This window comes from Pseudomonas sp. NY15364, assembly GCF_048068235.1.
Taxonomy (GTDB): Bacteria; Pseudomonadota; Gammaproteobacteria; order Pseudomonadales; family Pseudomonadaceae; genus Aquipseudomonas; species Aquipseudomonas mendocina_D.
On record NZ_JBLUPX010000006.1, the window covers coordinates 106,903 to 121,720 of the forward strand.

Here is a 14,818-nt window from a genome sequence, read left to right on the forward strand (position 1 = left end):
AACCTTGGTACAACTTCCATAGAAAATAGAAATGACCTATAAATTGCCGCCAGCAAGCTTCGGTAATGCCCGCATCATTACCGGAATAATCAGAGCTAACAATCAGCCAAAGGTGTATCCGCCATGTCGATCTACGAGCAGGGTCTCGGCCGCGCTGCCGTCAACCACGTCGCCCTCAGCCCCCTGAGCTTCATCGAACGTACGGCGGCTGTATACCCGCACTATCCGGCGGTGGTGCATGGCTCGATTCGCCGTAACTGGGCCGAGACCTATGCGCGTTGCCGGCGCCTGGCCTCGGCGCTGGCCGGCCGTGGCATCGGCAAGGGCGACACGGTGGCGGTGATGCTGCCGAACATCCCGGCCATGCTCGAAGCGCATTTCGGCGTGCCAATGATCGGCGCGGTGCTCAACACCCTCAACGTGCGCCTAGATGCCGAGGCCATCGCCTTCATGCTGCAGCATGGCGAAGCCAAGGTGGTGATCGCCGACCGCGAGTTCTTCGACGTGATTCACGCCGCCATCGGCATGCTCGACCATCCGCCGCTGGTGATCGACGTCGACGACCCCGAGTACGGCGAAGGCCAGGCGGTCAGCGACCTGGATTACGAGGCCTTCCTCGCCGAGGGCGACCCGGAATTTGCCTGGCAGTGGCCGGAAGACGAGTGGCAGGCCATCAGCCTCAACTACACATCCGGCACCACCGGCAACCCCAAGGGCGTGGTCTATCACCACCGTGGCGCCTTCCTCAACGCCATGGGCAACCAGATGACCTGGGCCATGGGCAACCATCCGGTCTACCTGTGGACGTTGCCGATGTTCCACTGCAACGGCTGGTGCTACCCCTGGACCATCACCGCCCTGGCGGGCGTGCACGTGTTCCTGCGCCGCGTCGACCCGGCGAAGATCCTCACCCTGATCCGCGACGAGCAGGTCACCCACCTGTGCGGCGCGCCCATCGTGCTCAACGCACTGGTGAACATGCCGGACGAGGCCAAGGCGGCCATCGATCATCCGGTAAAGGCCATGGTCGCCGGCGCTGCGCCACCCGCCAAGGTGATCGGCGCCGTGGAAGAAATGGGCATCGCCGTGACCCACGTCTACGGCCTCACCGAGGTGTATGGCCCGGTGACGCTGTGCGCCTGGCACGCCGAATGGGACGAACTGCCGCTGGAACAACGCGCCACCATCAAGGCGCGCCAGGGTGTGCGCTACCCGACCCTGGAAGGGGTGATGGTCGCCGACCCGAAAACCCTCGAGCCGGTGCCGCGTGACGGCCAGACCATTGGCGAGATCTTCATGCGCGGCAACACGGTGATGAAGGGCTACCTGAAGAACCCCAGCGCCACCGCCGAAGCCTTCGAAGGCGGCTGGTTCCACACCGGCGACCTGGGCGTATGCCACGCCGACGGCTATGTGGAAATCCGCGACCGCCTCAAGGACATCATCATCTCCGGCGGCGAGAACATCTCCACCATCGAGATCGAAGGCGTGCTCTATCGCCACCCGGCGGTACTGGAGGCGGCGGTTGTCGCCCGCCCGGACGAGAAATGGGGCGAGACGCCCTGCGCCTTCATCACCCTGAAGACCGGCCAACAGGCCAGCGACAGCGAGATCATGACCTTCTGCCGCGAGCACCTGGCCGGCTTCAAGGTGCCCAAGACCGTGGTCTTCACCCAGTTGCCCAAGACCAGCACCGGCAAGATCCAGAAGTTCGTCCTGCGCGATATGGCCAAGGCGCTGTAGAAGCGGCCCTCACCCCCGGCCCCTCTCCCGGTGGGAGAGGGGTGAGTGAACCGTTTGCACAACAACAAGAACCGGCCCTGGCGGCCGACGGAGAACCTTCATGCAAATTTTCAAGCGCCGTGACGGCGACGAACAACCTTACTGGCCATTCGGCCCGTTCAAGGTGCGCCTGCCCTTCGTGCATTACCGCTGGGAAACCGCCGAGATGCTGCAGGCACTGATCATGTTCGTGGTCAGCCTGGCGATGATCCCGCTGCTGGAGAAATACCTCGGCCTGCCCTACGACGTGGCCCTGGCCTACGTGGTGGTATGTGGCATCGGCTTCATGCTGCCGGCGCTGCTCGGCGTGCCGCTGGTGCCGGGCTGGATCACCCCCGGCATCCCCGTGGTGCTGCTGTTTCTCGGCAACTACGAGCCGGGCCCTGCGGCCATTCAGGCGCTGTTCGCCCTGCAGTTTTTGGTGTTCGTGATCTTCCTCTTCCTCGGCGTCACCCGCCTGGGCAGCGCTCTGGTACGACTGATCCCCAACTCGATGAAGGGCGGCATCATCATCGGCGCCGGTATCGCCGCACTGATGGGCGAGATCAGCGCGGGCGGCCGTCTGGCCAACACGCCGATTTCCCTGGTGCTGGGCAGCCTGATCTGCCTGTACCTGATGTTTTCGGTGTCGTTCAAAGGCCTGACCGAACGCGTGCCCTTCGCCCGCAAGATCGTCAACTACGGCATGGTGCCGGGTATGCTGATCGCCATCTTCATCGGCATCGGCGTGGGCGAGTACAAGATGCCGGACGTGAAATGGGGCATCACCGCGCCGGCCTTCGGCGAAATGTGGAACTACCTACCGTTCAACGTTGGTTTCCCGAGCCTGGACGTGTTCATGCTGGCCGTGCCCACCGCGGTGATCGCCTATGTGATCGCCTTCGGCGATATCATCGTCGGCCAGTCGCTGATGCAGCGCGCCGATGAACTGCGCACCGACGAGGTGATCGAAAACAACGTCGACCGCATCCACCTAGTAACTGCCATCCGCAACGCCCTGCATGCCTTCTTCGCACCCTACCCAGGCCTGGCCGGCCCGCTGTGGACGGCGGTGGCGGCGACCATGGCCGAGCGCTACAAGTACGGCCGCAAGGCGATGGATTCGATCTACAGCGGCGCAGGCACCTTTTGGATCACCGGTTTCGCCGCGCTGTTCATGCTGCCGCTGGTCAGTTTCTTCCAGCCGGTGCTGCCGATCGCCCTGTCGCTGACGCTGATCCTCACCGGCTATATCTGCCTGATGGTCGGCTTCGAGCAACTGAACAACAACACCGAGCGCGGCATCGCCGGCACCATGGGTGTGGTGCTCGCTGTCTACGGCGCGGGCTGGGGCCTGGCTGCAGGCGCGGCGCTGTACATCCTGGTCGAACGCACCCATCTGCTTAAATTCACCAGCGTCAAGGATAAGCCGCGCGAGCCGGCCGAAGCCGACTAACAGACCGTTGAAAAACTACCTGCGTTGCCATTGCTGCGTTAAAAACAGGCTCAAAATGCTCATTTACAGCTCGTAAACTCCGCTTTTTCGCCTGTTTTTGCCTTGCACTGGCTGCCTCGCCGACGTTTTTCAACGGCCTGCTAACGCTTTTTTCGTTCACCCGGCGCCGCGCCTGTCGCGGCGCCTCCGCTGTCGAGGTTGCACCATGCCCGAATTCAACGCCCCGCTGCGCGACATGCGCTTCGTCCTCCATGACGTCTTCCAGGCGCCGAGCCTGTGGGCACGGCTGCCGGCCCTGGCGGACACCGTCGATGCCGACACGGCCGACGCCATCCTCGAAGAAGCGGCCAAGGTCACCGGCAATCTGATCGCCCCGCTCAACCGCAGCGGCGACGAGGAAGGCGCACAGTGGGTCGATGGTGAGGTGCGCACCCCGGCTGGTTTCCGCGAGGCCTACGCCACCTATATCGAAGGCGGTTGGGTCGGCCTCTCCGGCAATCCGCAGTACGGCGGCATGGGCATGCCCAAGATGCTCGCCGTGGCCTTCGAGGAAATGCTCTACGCCGCTAGCTCCAGCTTCGCCCTGTATTCGGCGCTGAGCTCCGGTGCCTGCCTGGCCATCGACGCCCACGCCAGCGAGGAGCTGAAGACTACCTACCTGCCGCCGATGTACGAAGGTCGCTGGGCCGGTTCCATGTGCCTGACCGAGGCCCACGCCGGCACCGATCTGGGCATCATCAGAACCAAGGCAGAGCCGCAGGCCGACGGCAGCTACAAGGTCACCGGCAGCAAGATCTTTATCACCGGCGGGGAACAAGACTTAACGGAGAACATCATCCACCTGGTGCTGGCCAAGCTGCCGGACGCACCGGCCGGGCCGAAAGGCATCTCGCTGTTCCTGGTGCCCAAGATGCTGGTCAACGCCGACGGCAGCCTCGGCGCGCGCAACGCGGTGAGCTGCGGCTCCATCGAGCACAAGATGGGCATCAAGGCCTCCGCCACCTGCGTGATGAACTTCGACGGCGCCACTGGCTACCTGATCGGCGAGGTCAACCGGGGCCTGGCGGCGATGTTCACCATGATGAACTACGAGCGCCTGTCCATCGGCATCCAGGGCATCGGCTGCGCCGAGGCGTCCTACCAGAGCGCCGTGGCCTATGCCCGCGAACGCATCCAGAGCCGCGCCGCCACCGGCCCGGTGAACCAGGACAAGATCGCCGACCCGATCATCGTCCACGCCGACGTGCGCCGCATGCTGCTGACCATGAAGGCGCTGAACGAAGGCGGTCGCGCCTTCGCCTGCTACGTCGGCCAGCAGCTCGACCTGGCCAAGTACGCCGAGGACACCGACGAGCGGCAGCGCGCCGAGGCCCTGGTCGCCCTGCTCACCCCGGTGGCCAAGGCCTTCTTCACCGACACCGGGCTGGAGAGCTGCGTGCACGGCCAGCAGGTATTCGGCGGCCACGGCTATATCCGCGAGTGGGGTCAGGAGCAGCTGGTACGCGACGTGCGCATTGCGCAGATCTACGAAGGCACCAACGGCATCCAGGCACTCGACCTGCTCGGGCGCAAGGTGGTGGCCAATGGCGGCGCCGCGCTGCGCCTGTTCGCCAGCGAAGTGCGCGACTTCGCTCACGCCCACGAATCACCCTACGGCGAGCGCCTGGTCGAGGCGCTGGAGCGCCTGGAAGCGGTGAGCGGCTGGCTGCTGGAGCAGGCCAAGAGCGAACCCAACGCAGTCGGCGCCGCCTCGGTGGAATACCTGCACCTGTTCGGCTACGTCGCCTACGCCTACATGTGGGCACGCATGGCGGCGGTGGCGCAGGGCAAGCAGCAGGACGACGAAGCCTTCTACGGCGGCAAGCTGGCCACCGCCGAATTCTTCTTCGCCCGCCTGCTGCCGCGCACCCTGAGCCTGGAAGCGAGTATTCGTGGTGGTAGCCAGTCGCTGTATGGCCTGACTGCCGAGCAATTCTGAAGACCGTGTCTGCGTTATCGGTGCCGGAGCTCATGGGGTGGACCGAGCAGCCGCGTGGGCTAAAGCCCACCCTACAAGACCGCAGTCTAGAAGCGAGCATCCGTGCTGGCAGCCAGCCGCTGTATGGCCTGACTGCCGAACAGTTCTAAACGTAGGGCGGGTGCAACCCGCCACCGCCAAGCCGGCGGGTTGCACCCGCCCTACAGGATTGAGCGTTCGCGCGGCGTCAAGCCGCGCTTTTTTATTCAAACCTCGGCTGAGCCATGTTCAGCCGACGAGGACCCTCTATGCGTGAAGTCGTAATCGTCGCCGCCTGCCGTACCGCCATCGGCAGCTTTCAGGGCGCTTTGAGCCGCATACCCGCGCCGCAACTGGGCGCCGCGGTGATCCGTGAACTCCTGGCCCGCACGGGAATCGAGGGCGAGCAGATCGACGAAGTGATTCTCGGCCAGGTGCTCACCGCGGGCTCCGGACAGAACCCGGCGCGCCAGAGTGTCCTGCTCGCCGGCCTGCCACATACGGTGCCGGCCATGACCCTGAACAAGGTCTGCGGCTCCGGCCTCAAGGCGGTGATCCTCGGTGCCCAGGCCATTCGTGGCGGCGACGCCGAGATCATCATCGCCGGCGGCCAGGAGAACATGAGCCTCGCGCCCTACGTCATGCCCGGCGCCCGTAGCGGCCTGCGCATGGGCCATGCGCAATTGGTCGACACGATGATTCAGGACGGTCTGTGGGATGCGTTCAACAACTACCACATGGGCATCACCGCCGAGAACCTGGCCGAGCAGTACGGCGTCACCCGCGCCGAGCAGGATGCCTTCGCCCTGCGTTCGCAGCAGCGCGCCCAGGCCGCCATCGACGCCGGACGCTTTGCCGACGAAATCGTCCCGGTGGAAATCCCCCAGCGCGGCGCCGAACCACTGCGCTTTGCCCAAGATGAACAACCGCGCGCCGGCACCAGCCTGGACAGCCTGGGCAAGCTGCGCCCGGCTTTCAAGAATGACGGCACGGTGACCGCAGGCAACGCCTCGACCCTCAACGATGGCGCCGCTGCCGTACTGCTGATGAGCGCCGAGAAAGCCGACGAACTGCAACTGCCGGTGCTGGCCCGTATCGCTGCCCACGCCAGCGCCGGGGTCGATCCGGCAGTGATGGGCATCGGCCCGGTATTCGCCAGTTGCAAGGCGCTGGAACGCGCCGGCTGGAGCCTGGAACAACTTGACCTGATCGAGGCCAACGAAGCCTTTGCCGCCCAGGCCATCGCCGTCGGCCGCGAACTGCATTGGGACAGCGCCAAGGTCAACGTCAACGGTGGCGCCATCGCCCTCGGCCACCCCATCGGCGCCTCCGGCTGCCGCATCCTGGTCAGCCTGGTGCACGAGATGCAGCGCCGCGATGCCCGTCGTGCCCTGGCCACCCTGTGCATCGGTGGCGGCCAGGGTGTGGCCCTGGCCATCGAACGCTGAAACAATCGCCACGAACGGACAAGAACAAGAGAAACCCCATGCGAACCCTGACAACCCTGACCGGCAACAGCCAGAAACTCGATGGCGGCGCCATGTTCGGCAACGCGCCCAAGGCCCTCTGGCAGCGCTGGATGCCGGCCGACGAACTGAACCGTATCGACCTCGGCTGCCGCGCCCTGCTGGTACAGGAAGATGAACGCAACATACTGGTCGAGACTGGCATCGGCGCCTTTTTCAGCCCGGAGCTGAAGCAGCGCTTCGGCGTGCAGGAAGATCGCCACGTGCTGCTCGACAGCCTGGCAGCCGTCGGCCTGAGCGATGCTGATATCGACATCGTCGTATTGACCCACCTGCACTTCGACCATGCCGGCGGCCTGCTCGCCGCCTGGCAAGAAGGCCAGCCCGCACGCCTGCTGTTCCCCAATGCCCGCTTCGTCACGGGGCGTCGCCAGTGGCTGCGCGCCTGCAATCCACACGCCCGCGATAAAGCCTCTTATATCCCGGAGCTGCTGGCTCTGCTGGAAGCCAGCGGCCGCCTGCAACTGATCGACGAAACCGACAGTTGCGAGCTACTCGGTCCAGACTGGCGCCTGCACTGGAGCGACGGCCACACACCGGGCCAGTTGCTACCGGAGGTGGTCATGCCGGGTGGGCCGGTGGTGTTTCCCGGAGACCTGATCCCCGGATCGCCCTGGGTGCACCTGCCGATCACCATGGGCTATGACCGCTTTCCCGAAGGCCTTATCGAGGAAAAGGAAGCGCTGCTCAGCGATCTGTTTTCACGGGGCGGCCGACTGGTGTTCACCCACGACCCGGATGTAGCGATGGGGCGGGTGACGCGAGATGAAAAAGGTCGCTACGGCCTCAATGAGGCGGCGAAAACAGCACATCTGCTGGCAAACTGACGCCATCAGGCCTTGACGTGCTGGCCATGCGGCGCGAGCATGGCCGCTTGTTTTTTCGCCGTGCTCACGACCACGCCAGCGCCAGGACGGGGCTGCGCCTGACCAGCACAGACTGGTACCGCGTCGTGCTCACCTCGACAGCCCTGGGGAACCGCTTCATGAGCCTGGCCTCTGTACGCGCCTTCTTCGCCGCCAAGGCGCCCGACATCGCGATCATCGAACTGCAGTCCAGCACCGCCACCGTGGCGCTGGCTGCCGAGGCGCATGGCGTATCGCCGGGACAGATCGCCAAGACCCTGGCCTTTCGTATCGCCGAACGCGACGTGCTGATCGTCGCCCGTGGCGACGCCCGCATCGACAACCGCAAGATGAAGGAATGCTTCGGCGCCAAGTCGCGCATGCTCGATGCGCAAACGGTGATCGAGCTGACCAGCCACCCGGTGGGCGGCGTCTGCCCATTCGGCCTGGCTACACCGCTCAGCGTCTACTGCGACCGCTCGTTGCTGGCCTTCGATGAAGTCTTACCGGCGGCCGGCGCCACCCACAGCGCCGTACGCATCGCCCCGCAGCGCATGGCCGAATTGGTCGATGCAGAGTGGATCGACGTGTGTCAGGAAGTGGAAACCGAGCCCTGCTGAACGGGTCAACGTAAGCGTAGGGTGCGCCGCGCGCACCAAGGCGCTAGCGGATTGACTCCGGGCTATACGCCGCCGCAAAAATCCGGTGCGCACAGCGCACCCTACGGCGTCATGGCACCTCTCCGGATTATCAGAAAGTGGCGTATCTCGTTGGCCTACAGCCCGCCGCTAACCCCGAGACTGACACCCAGAGCAGTGGCCAGTGACAGGGGCAGCAACAAGGTATCGAGCAGCGCACTGCCCGGCAGATCAAGCCTGGGATAGCTCGGCGCTTCGGCGCCGAAACGGTCCAGCGGGCAGCACCCGCCATTGATCGTGTACCAATCCAGCCGTGTGCCGGCGTAGACCACTGGCGCACCAGGCTTGGCCGCGTCCAGCGTGCGTACGGTGGCGCAGCCGCTCAGATTCAGCGCCAGCAACAGGGTGAGCGTTACAGGCCGTCTCATCCGCGTTCGGTCCTTATTTCCACCAGCTTGCCATCGAGAAAACGCAGGTATCGATAGACGCCATTGCGAGGCCCATACACCCATTGCTCGACTGTCACGCCGCCACCCTGCGGACTGCTGGGTGGTGTCACCTCACGCTGATCGGGTTCACCGCATTTGCGCAGCACCTCGACGCTACGCTCGCCCTCGTAAACCAGGGCGGTACCGCAGCGCATGGAGGCCTCTGCAACCGGCAGCAACGACAACGTGAAGACGCTTCCCAACACACAGCGACTCACAATGGACATCAGCACTCTCCTTAGTCATCTGATACCAAATGATGCTCGCCCCAGCGCGGCAGCATGTCCTGGGGGATATTCAGGCAATTGAGGATACGCGCCACGACGAAATCCACCAGATCATCCAGCGTTTGCGGCTGGTGATAGAACCCCGGTGATGCCGGCAGGATGGTCACACCCAGATTCGACAGTTTGAGCATGTTCTCCAGATGGATGCTCGAATACGGCGCCTCGCGCGGCACCAGGATCAGCTGGCGGCGCTCCTTCAGCGCCACATCGGCGGCGCGCTCGATCAGGTTGTTGCAGGCACCGGCAGCGATGGCCGATAGGGTGCCGGTGCTGCACGGCACCACCACCATGGCTGTGGGCGCGCCGGAGCCGGAGGCGGCCGGGGCCATCCAGTCTTCCTTGCCGTAGACGCGGATCTGCCCCGGCGCCGCACCGGTGTACTCGGTCAGGAACTGAGCCATGGACTGCGGCTTGGCCGGCAGCGCCACGTCGGTCTCGGTAGCCATGACCAGTTGCGCGGCCTTGGAGATCAGGAAGTGCACCTCGCGCTCTTCCTGCACCAGACAATCGAGCAGGCGCAGGCCGTATTGCGCGCCCGAGGCGCCGGTCATCGCCAGGGTTATTCTCTCAGGGCCAGACATTTATCCCTCCAGAGCTGCTGCCAGCTTGCCGTGCAAACCACCGAAGCCACCGTTGCTCATGACCACCACCTGGGTACCGGGGCGCGCCAAGGCCTTCACACCGTCGATGATCGATTCCAGCGAGTCGCACACGCGCGTCGGGTTACGCGCCTGCGCCACGGTCGCGGCCAGGTCCCAGCCAAGATTCGGCGGCGCGTACCAGAACACCGCATCGGCCTGTTCGGCGGACTCGGCCAGGCCGTCACGATGGGCGCCGAGTTTCATCGAATTGGAGCGCGGCTCGATCACGGCGATCACCTGAGTGTCGTCGCCAACGCGCTTGCGCAGGCCGTCGAGGGTGGTGGCAATAGCGGTTGGGTGATGGGCGAAGTCGTCATAGATGGTCACGCCGTTCACCTCGGCGACTTTCTCCATGCGCCGCTTGGCATTGATGAACTGGCCCAGCGCCTCGATCCCAAGCGCCGGCACAACGCCGACATGGCGCGCTGCGGCGAGCACGGCCAGGGCGTTGGCGACGTTGTGCTGGCCGGTCAGGTTCCACTCTACGGTGCCCTCGACCTTGCCGTCGAAGCTCACCTCGAAGCGCGAGCCATCCGCACTGAGCAAACGTGCCTGCCACTGGCCGCCTTCGCCGGTGGTCTGTACCGGCGTCCAGCAGCCCATCTCGATCACCCGCGCAAGCGCGCTTTCGCTAGCCGGATGGATGACCAGGCCTTCGCTGGGGATGATACGTACCAGATGATGGAACTGCCGCTCAATGGCGGCCAGATCCGGGAAGATGTCCGCGTGATCGAACTCCAGGTTATTCAGAATCGCCGTGCGTGGGCGGTAGTGGACGAACTTGCTTCGTTTGTCGAAGAAGGCGCTGTCGTATTCATCGGCTTCGACCACGAAGAACGGCGTGTCGCCCAGACGCGCGGAGATGCCGAAGTTCTGCGGTACGCCGCCGATCAGGAAGCCGGGCGCCATGCCGGCGTGTTCCAGCACCCAGGCCAGCATGCTCGAACTGCTGGTCTTGCCATGGGTGCCGGCGACCGCCATTACCCAGCGCCCCTGCAACACGTGATCGGCTAGCCACTGCGGGCCGGAAACGTAGGGGAGGCCCTTGTTCAGTACGTATTCCACCGCCGGGTTGCCACGGCTCATGGCATTACCCACCACCACCAGATCGGGCGTCGGCTGCAAATGCGCCGGATCAAAGCCCTGCATCAGCTCGATGCCCTGGGCTTCCAACTGAGTGCTCATGGGCGGATAGACATTGGCATCGGAGCCAGTGACGCGATGGCCGAGCTCCTTGGCCAGCACCGCGAGCGAGCCCATGAAGGTGCCGCAGATGCCGAGAATATGAATGTGCATGAATGACCTCTGAACGCGCCCTACTCGTAGGGCTTAAAGCGATGGCGGCAGGTTAGCACAGCGCCCGCCAGGCGACTGCTGCGCCCAGTTCAGACAGATGCACCAATACCAAGTTGCTCCGCAGCCAGAAAATCAAACGCTTGCTTGGATTGCGCTTTCAACTGGCTTTGAGGCAGCATCGGCTGACCCGCTGGCACAACAGCTGCATCGCCACTGCTGCCCCACCATAGAGAAAAGCCGAGGCCCACCATGCGCATAGTCCAAGCCACCCTGGAGCACCTGGACCTGTTGACCCCGCTGTTCGTCAAATACCGAGAGTTCTATAACGAGCTGCCCTACCCCGAGTCGTCACGCAAGTTCCTCGAGAAGCGCCTGCGCCGCAAGGAGTCGGTGATCTACCTGGCTTTGGCCGACGACGAAGACAAGCTGCTCGGCTTCTGTCAGCTCTACCCCAGCTATTCCTCTCTGTCGCTCAAACGCGTGTGGATTCTCAACGACATCTATGTCGCCGAGGATGCTCGCCGCCAACTGGTGGCCGACCGACTGCTGCACACCGCCAAGCAGATGGCCAAGGAAACCAACGCCGTGCGTATGCGCGTGGCCACCAGCCGCGACAACGAGGTGGCACAGAAGGTCTACGAGTCCATCGGCTTCGTCGAGGACGAGCAGTTCAAGAACTACGTGCTGCCGATCAACTCCGATTGATCGACTCGCAGGTGTAGCGGCTGCCCGTCAGCCGCCGAGACTGAGCAGCAGCCCCAACAGCAATGGCAACGTGACCAGACCTAGCGCAGCCAGGCGTGCCGGCTGCATTGGCACGCGCCGCAGCGCTTGACTGCGACGCGCCTGCAAGGGCTGCTGCAATGCCAGCTGAAACTCCGACAGCGCCTCGAAACGTGCCTGTGGCTGCGGCGCCAGGGCACGGGCCAGCACGCCATCCCAGCTTTGCGGCACATACCGGATCAAGGTCGCCAAGGGCACATAACAGTGTCCAGGCCTGACGTCGCTGCGCGCCGCCTCCGGCCATTGCCCCGACATCAGCCAGTAGATCAGCGCCGCCAGGGCGAACTGATCGGCACGACCATCCAGTGCTCGGCCGCTGCGCAGTTCCGGCGCTAGCGGTACAGCCTGCTCAGGCAAAGACTGACGCGCCACACCGGGCAGGATCGCAGCTGCACCGGGCAGAAACAGCACGCGCCCGTCATCACCGAGCAAGATCTGCCTCGGGCTCAACCAAAGCCCCTGCATGCCACGGCGCTGCAGCGAACGCACGGCGGCGATCAGTTGCGTCACTATCCCTATCAGCGTCTGCGTATCCGGCGCCCCATGAGCAGCCACCCAATCGAACAGGTTGTGCATGCCGCGAGGCGGTTTGGCCAGCACCAGGTATGCATGGCTGCGCGCCTGATGCGGCGACAGTACCTGCGGCAACGCCTGCTGCGTACTGCGTCGCAGAGCCCACTCGTGCTGCCAGAAGGCTTCGCCTGCCTCGTCTTCGGCGAACCAGAGCACGGCTTCCCGTCCGGACTCGTCACGCCCGAGATATACCCGTCCAGGCGGACCATAAGGACATTGGCGCAACAGCGTCCAGCCATCGAGCTGCTGGCCGCAGGCGATCTGCATCAGCGCCGGACACGCCACAGCGGACGGTGCCGGCGCCAGGCACTGGGTTTCCCCCAGACGCAGCAGAACTGCAGCGCCGGGAGCCTGCAACAGCGGCTTCAGCCGCTCGCCCAAGCCACCCTCCGCCTGGATACATAGCCCTTGCAGATCACTCACATCGAGTAGCGGTTGCGGCGCCAGCAACAGATGCTCGCCGCGGCTCGGCAACAGACTGTGCTGAACCAGCGCCAACTCGGCCTGAGCACCGAGAGCCTGCCCCTCACGCCCTGCCAGGACTTGCAAGACACCTTTGTGCGCACGCGCCAGACCGACACTACCCGCCTGCAGAAACTGCAACTCATCGCCCTGCATCAGCAACACACCGGCATGCAAGTCGGCGGCGCCCCGCCCGGCCTGCTGCCGCCGGAACAGCTGTATGTTCAGCGCGGCCAGCACCTGTCGCGCCGCCTGGGTTTCACTCCAGCCCTCAGGCGTACAGCGAAAATCGGCGAACAGGGCGTCCAGATGACGTTCCAGGCTTTGCACCACATCAGGGCAGTGACGTGCCCAAAGCAGCACGACCAGCAGCAATGGCGGACGCTGCTGGCGACCGGCCAGCCACATTGCCCGAGCCCGCGCGGCCTGGTGCGGCAAGTCCAGCCCGGTGCCGCTCGCCAGCGTGATGCCCGGGTGTTCCAGCAGTTGTAGCGCCATGCTCAGCCCTCCTGCTGCAGCGAAGCTGCAAGAGGCGTTGCAGCCTTTATGCCGACTTGTAGCGAGCGCCTGGCGCCCTTATGGTGGCCGGGTCCTCCCAACGAGCCCGCATGCATGTGGTCCTTCAAGGCCTGGCGCCGTCGTCGCACCCTAGAAAACAACCCTGTCGATCCCGCCAACTGGGCCGAGGTACGCAGACGCCTGCCGATCCTCGATGGCCTCGACGGGCGCGAAGAGCAGCAGTTGCGCGAGCGCGCCGTGCTGTTTCTGCATGACAAGCACCTGACCGCCCTGCCGGGCCTGCAGCTCGGGCCAATCGAGCATCTGCTGCTGGCAGCCCAGGCGCAGTTGCCACTGCTGCACCTGGGCGATCTGGACTGGTACAGGGGTTTTCACGAGATCGTCCTCTACCCGGACGACTTCCTCAGCCCACAGCGCCACCGCGACGCCAGCGGTATCGAACACGAATGGGACGACGCGCGCAGCGGCGAGGCCTGGCAACAAGGCCCGGTGATCCTCGCCTGGCCGGGCGTCGAAAGCAGCGGCGGCTGGGAAGGCTACAACCTGGTGATCCACGAACTGGCGCACAAGCTGGACATGCTCGAAGGCGGCGCCAATGGCCTGCCGCCGCTGCACCGCGACATGCGCGTGCAGGACTGGGCCCACGCCATGCAGAGCGCCTATGACGCCCTGAACGCCGAGCTGGACGCCAACCCCGAGGCCGAAACCGCCATCGACCCTTACGCCGCCGAAGACCCGGCAGAGTTCTTTGCCGTCACCAGCGAATACTTCTTCACCGCCCCGGACCTGCTGGCCGACGCCTTTCCGGACGTCTACCAGCAGCTGTCCTTGTTCTACCGCCAGGACAGCCTGGCGCGATTGCGACGGCTGCAAGCGGAACACCCCGACTACAGGACGGTCGAAAACGCGACCAATGGCTGAGTAGGCCGCCGTAGTAACGCATTGCGAATACGCCTATAATGCGCCCCACTTTTTTGGCCCTCCCTGGGAGTTTCCCCCATGAGCTACAGCAAGATCCCGGCTGGTAAAGACCTGCCGAACGACATCTACGTTGCCATCGAAATCCCGGCCAACCACGCGCCGATCAAATACGAAATCGACCACGACACCGATTGCCTGATGGTCGATCGCTTCATGGCCACCCCGATGTTCTATCCGGCCAACTACGGTTTCATCCCGCACACTCTGGCTGACGACGGCGACCCCCTCGACGTGCTGGTCGTGACTCCTTATCCGGTCGCGCCGGGTTCGGTGATCCGCGCTCGTCCGGTCGGCGTACTGCACATGAGCGACGAAGCCGGCGGCGACGCCAAGCTGGTTGCCGTTCCGCACGACAAACTGACCGTTCTGTACAAAGACGTTCAGGAATACACCGACCTGCCCGCGCTGCTGATCGAGCAGATCAAGCACTTCTTCGAGAACTACAAGGATCTGGAGAAGGGCAAGTGGGTCAAGGTAGAAGGCTGGGGCGGCGCTGAAGAAGCCCGCGGCCTGATCAACAAGGCAGTCGCGGCTTACCAAAAATAAGCCCTGACCACCTCCGAAAA

General features: G+C 64.4%; 15 protein-coding genes. 9 read left to right on the forward strand and 6 right to left on the reverse strand.

The features are described 5' to 3' along the window. Positions 1-123 precede the first annotated feature (123 nt). The 6 genes from ACNFCJ_RS07505 (at position 124) to ACNFCJ_RS07530 (ending at position 8,204) form a co-directional block, all read left to right on the forward strand. Positions 124-1,743 (forward strand): acyl-CoA synthetase, encoded by a 1,620-nt coding sequence (locus tag ACNFCJ_RS07505; protein WP_416770636.1) that lies wholly within the window; start codon positions 124-126, stop codon positions 1,741-1,743. A gap of 100 nt (positions 1,744-1,843) precedes the next feature. Continuing rightward, positions 1,844-3,217 (forward strand): solute carrier family 23 protein, encoded by a 1,374-nt coding sequence (locus ACNFCJ_RS07510; RefSeq protein WP_416770638.1) that lies wholly within the window; start codon positions 1,844-1,846, stop codon positions 3,215-3,217. A 205-nt stretch (positions 3,218-3,422) separates the two neighbouring features. Beyond that, positions 3,423-5,195 carry an acyl-CoA dehydrogenase C-terminal domain-containing protein gene (locus tag ACNFCJ_RS07515; protein ID WP_416770640.1) on the forward strand — a complete coding sequence of 591 codons (1,773 nt, stop codon included), beginning with the start codon at positions 3,423-3,425 and terminating at the stop codon, positions 5,193-5,195. A 287-nt stretch (positions 5,196-5,482) separates the two neighbouring features. Beyond that, the gene (locus ACNFCJ_RS07520; protein WP_416770642.1) at positions 5,483-6,661 is read left to right on the forward strand and encodes an acetyl-CoA C-acetyltransferase; all 1,179 of its coding nucleotides are present in this window, start codon (positions 5,483-5,485) and stop codon (positions 6,659-6,661) included. Between the two features lie 38 nt (positions 6,662-6,699). After that, a complete protein-coding gene (locus ACNFCJ_RS07525; RefSeq protein WP_416770643.1) occupies positions 6,700-7,566 on the forward strand; it encodes an MBL fold metallo-hydrolase in 867 nt (288 codons plus the stop codon). A 158-nt stretch (positions 7,567-7,724) separates the two neighbouring features. Continuing rightward, positions 7,725-8,204 (forward strand): YbaK/EbsC family protein, encoded by a 480-nt coding sequence (locus tag ACNFCJ_RS07530; protein WP_112210956.1) that lies wholly within the window; start codon positions 7,725-7,727, stop codon positions 8,202-8,204. A 155-nt stretch (positions 8,205-8,359) separates the two neighbouring features. On the opposite strand, the gene ACNFCJ_RS07535 is transcribed toward ACNFCJ_RS07530, so the two are convergent. From ACNFCJ_RS07535 to ACNFCJ_RS07555, 5 genes are all read right to left on the reverse strand, one after another. Beyond that, positions 8,360-8,650 carry a YceK/YidQ family lipoprotein gene (locus ACNFCJ_RS07535; RefSeq protein ID WP_416770645.1) on the reverse strand — a complete coding sequence of 97 codons (291 nt, stop codon included), beginning with the start codon at positions 8,648-8,650 and terminating at the stop codon, positions 8,360-8,362. After that, positions 8,647-8,937 (reverse strand): DUF2845 domain-containing protein, encoded by a 291-nt coding sequence (locus ACNFCJ_RS07540; RefSeq protein ID WP_099526342.1) that lies wholly within the window; start codon positions 8,935-8,937, stop codon positions 8,647-8,649. The genes ACNFCJ_RS07535 and ACNFCJ_RS07540 overlap by 4 nt, the downstream gene beginning before the upstream one ends. Before the next feature lie 11 nt (positions 8,938-8,948). Continuing rightward, positions 8,949-9,578 carry a flavin prenyltransferase UbiX gene (ubiX, locus tag ACNFCJ_RS07545; RefSeq protein WP_064494985.1) on the reverse strand — a complete coding sequence of 210 codons (630 nt, stop codon included), beginning with the start codon at positions 9,576-9,578 and terminating at the stop codon, positions 8,949-8,951. Next, positions 9,579-10,934, reverse strand: coding sequence for a UDP-N-acetylmuramate:L-alanyl-gamma-D-glutamyl-meso-diaminopimelate ligase (gene mpl, locus ACNFCJ_RS07550; protein WP_416770648.1), 1,356 nt, complete (start codon positions 10,932-10,934; stop codon positions 9,579-9,581). 89 nt (positions 10,935-11,023) lie between these two features. Further along, positions 11,024-11,185 (reverse strand): hypothetical protein, encoded by a 162-nt coding sequence (locus tag ACNFCJ_RS07555; RefSeq protein ID WP_416770650.1) that lies wholly within the window; start codon positions 11,183-11,185, stop codon positions 11,024-11,026. Here ACNFCJ_RS07555 and ACNFCJ_RS07560 point away from each other — a divergent pair. Next, the gene (locus ACNFCJ_RS07560; protein ID WP_036998299.1) at positions 11,184-11,639 is read left to right on the forward strand and encodes a GNAT family N-acetyltransferase; all 456 of its coding nucleotides are present in this window, start codon (positions 11,184-11,186) and stop codon (positions 11,637-11,639) included. The genes ACNFCJ_RS07555 and ACNFCJ_RS07560 overlap by 2 nt on opposite strands. 27 nt (positions 11,640-11,666) lie before the next feature. Here the strand turns inward: ACNFCJ_RS07560 and ACNFCJ_RS07565 are convergent, their stop codons facing one another. Continuing rightward, positions 11,667-13,250: a protein kinase gene (locus tag ACNFCJ_RS07565; protein WP_416770652.1), complete on the reverse strand. Its 1,584-nt coding sequence runs from the start codon at positions 13,248-13,250 to the stop codon at positions 11,667-11,669. Positions 13,251-13,364: 114 nt separating this feature from the next. Here ACNFCJ_RS07565 and ACNFCJ_RS07570 point away from each other — a divergent pair, with 114 nt between their 5' ends. Then, positions 13,365-14,192 carry a zinc-dependent peptidase gene (locus ACNFCJ_RS07570; RefSeq protein WP_416770654.1) on the forward strand — a complete coding sequence of 276 codons (828 nt, stop codon included), beginning with the start codon at positions 13,365-13,367 and terminating at the stop codon, positions 14,190-14,192. Between the two features lie 78 nt (positions 14,193-14,270). Further along, positions 14,271-14,798, forward strand: a complete 528-nt coding sequence (gene ppa / locus ACNFCJ_RS07575; protein ID WP_013717208.1) for an inorganic diphosphatase — start codon at positions 14,271-14,273, stop codon at positions 14,796-14,798. The last annotated feature ends 20 nt before the right edge of the window (positions 14,799-14,818 follow it).

Coding starts and splice junctions, on each gene's coding strand:
- ACNFCJ_RS07540 (WP_099526342.1), bottom strand. CDS start 8,937: ATGTCCATTGTGAGTCGCTGTGTGTTGGGAAGCGTCTTCACGTTGTCG.
- ACNFCJ_RS07520 (WP_416770642.1), top strand. CDS start 5,483: ATGCGTGAAGTCGTAATCGTCGCCGCCTGCCGTACCGCCATCGGCAGC.
- ACNFCJ_RS07505 (WP_416770636.1), top strand. CDS start 124: ATGTCGATCTACGAGCAGGGTCTCGGCCGCGCTGCCGTCAACCACGTC.
- ACNFCJ_RS07565 (WP_416770652.1), bottom strand. CDS start 13,250: ATGGCGCTACAACTGCTGGAACACCCGGGCATCACGCTGGCGAGCGGC.
- ACNFCJ_RS07555 (WP_416770650.1), bottom strand. CDS start 11,185: ATGGTGGGCCTCGGCTTTTCTCTATGGTGGGGCAGCAGTGGCGATGCA.
- ACNFCJ_RS07510 (WP_416770638.1), top strand. CDS start 1,844: ATGCAAATTTTCAAGCGCCGTGACGGCGACGAACAACCTTACTGGCCA.
- ubiX (WP_064494985.1), bottom strand. CDS start 9,578: ATGTCTGGCCCTGAGAGAATAACCCTGGCGATGACCGGCGCCTCGGGC.
- ACNFCJ_RS07560 (WP_036998299.1), top strand. CDS start 11,184: ATGCGCATAGTCCAAGCCACCCTGGAGCACCTGGACCTGTTGACCCCG.
- ACNFCJ_RS07525 (WP_416770643.1), top strand. CDS start 6,700: ATGCGAACCCTGACAACCCTGACCGGCAACAGCCAGAAACTCGATGGC.
- ACNFCJ_RS07515 (WP_416770640.1), top strand. CDS start 3,423: ATGCCCGAATTCAACGCCCCGCTGCGCGACATGCGCTTCGTCCTCCAT.
- ACNFCJ_RS07570 (WP_416770654.1), top strand. CDS start 13,365: ATGTGGTCCTTCAAGGCCTGGCGCCGTCGTCGCACCCTAGAAAACAAC.
- mpl (WP_416770648.1), bottom strand. CDS start 10,934: ATGCACATTCATATTCTCGGCATCTGCGGCACCTTCATGGGCTCGCTC.
- ACNFCJ_RS07530 (WP_112210956.1), top strand. CDS start 7,725: ATGAGCCTGGCCTCTGTACGCGCCTTCTTCGCCGCCAAGGCGCCCGAC.
- ACNFCJ_RS07535 (WP_416770645.1), bottom strand. CDS start 8,650: ATGAGACGGCCTGTAACGCTCACCCTGTTGCTGGCGCTGAATCTGAGC.
- ppa (WP_013717208.1), top strand. CDS start 14,271: ATGAGCTACAGCAAGATCCCGGCTGGTAAAGACCTGCCGAACGACATC.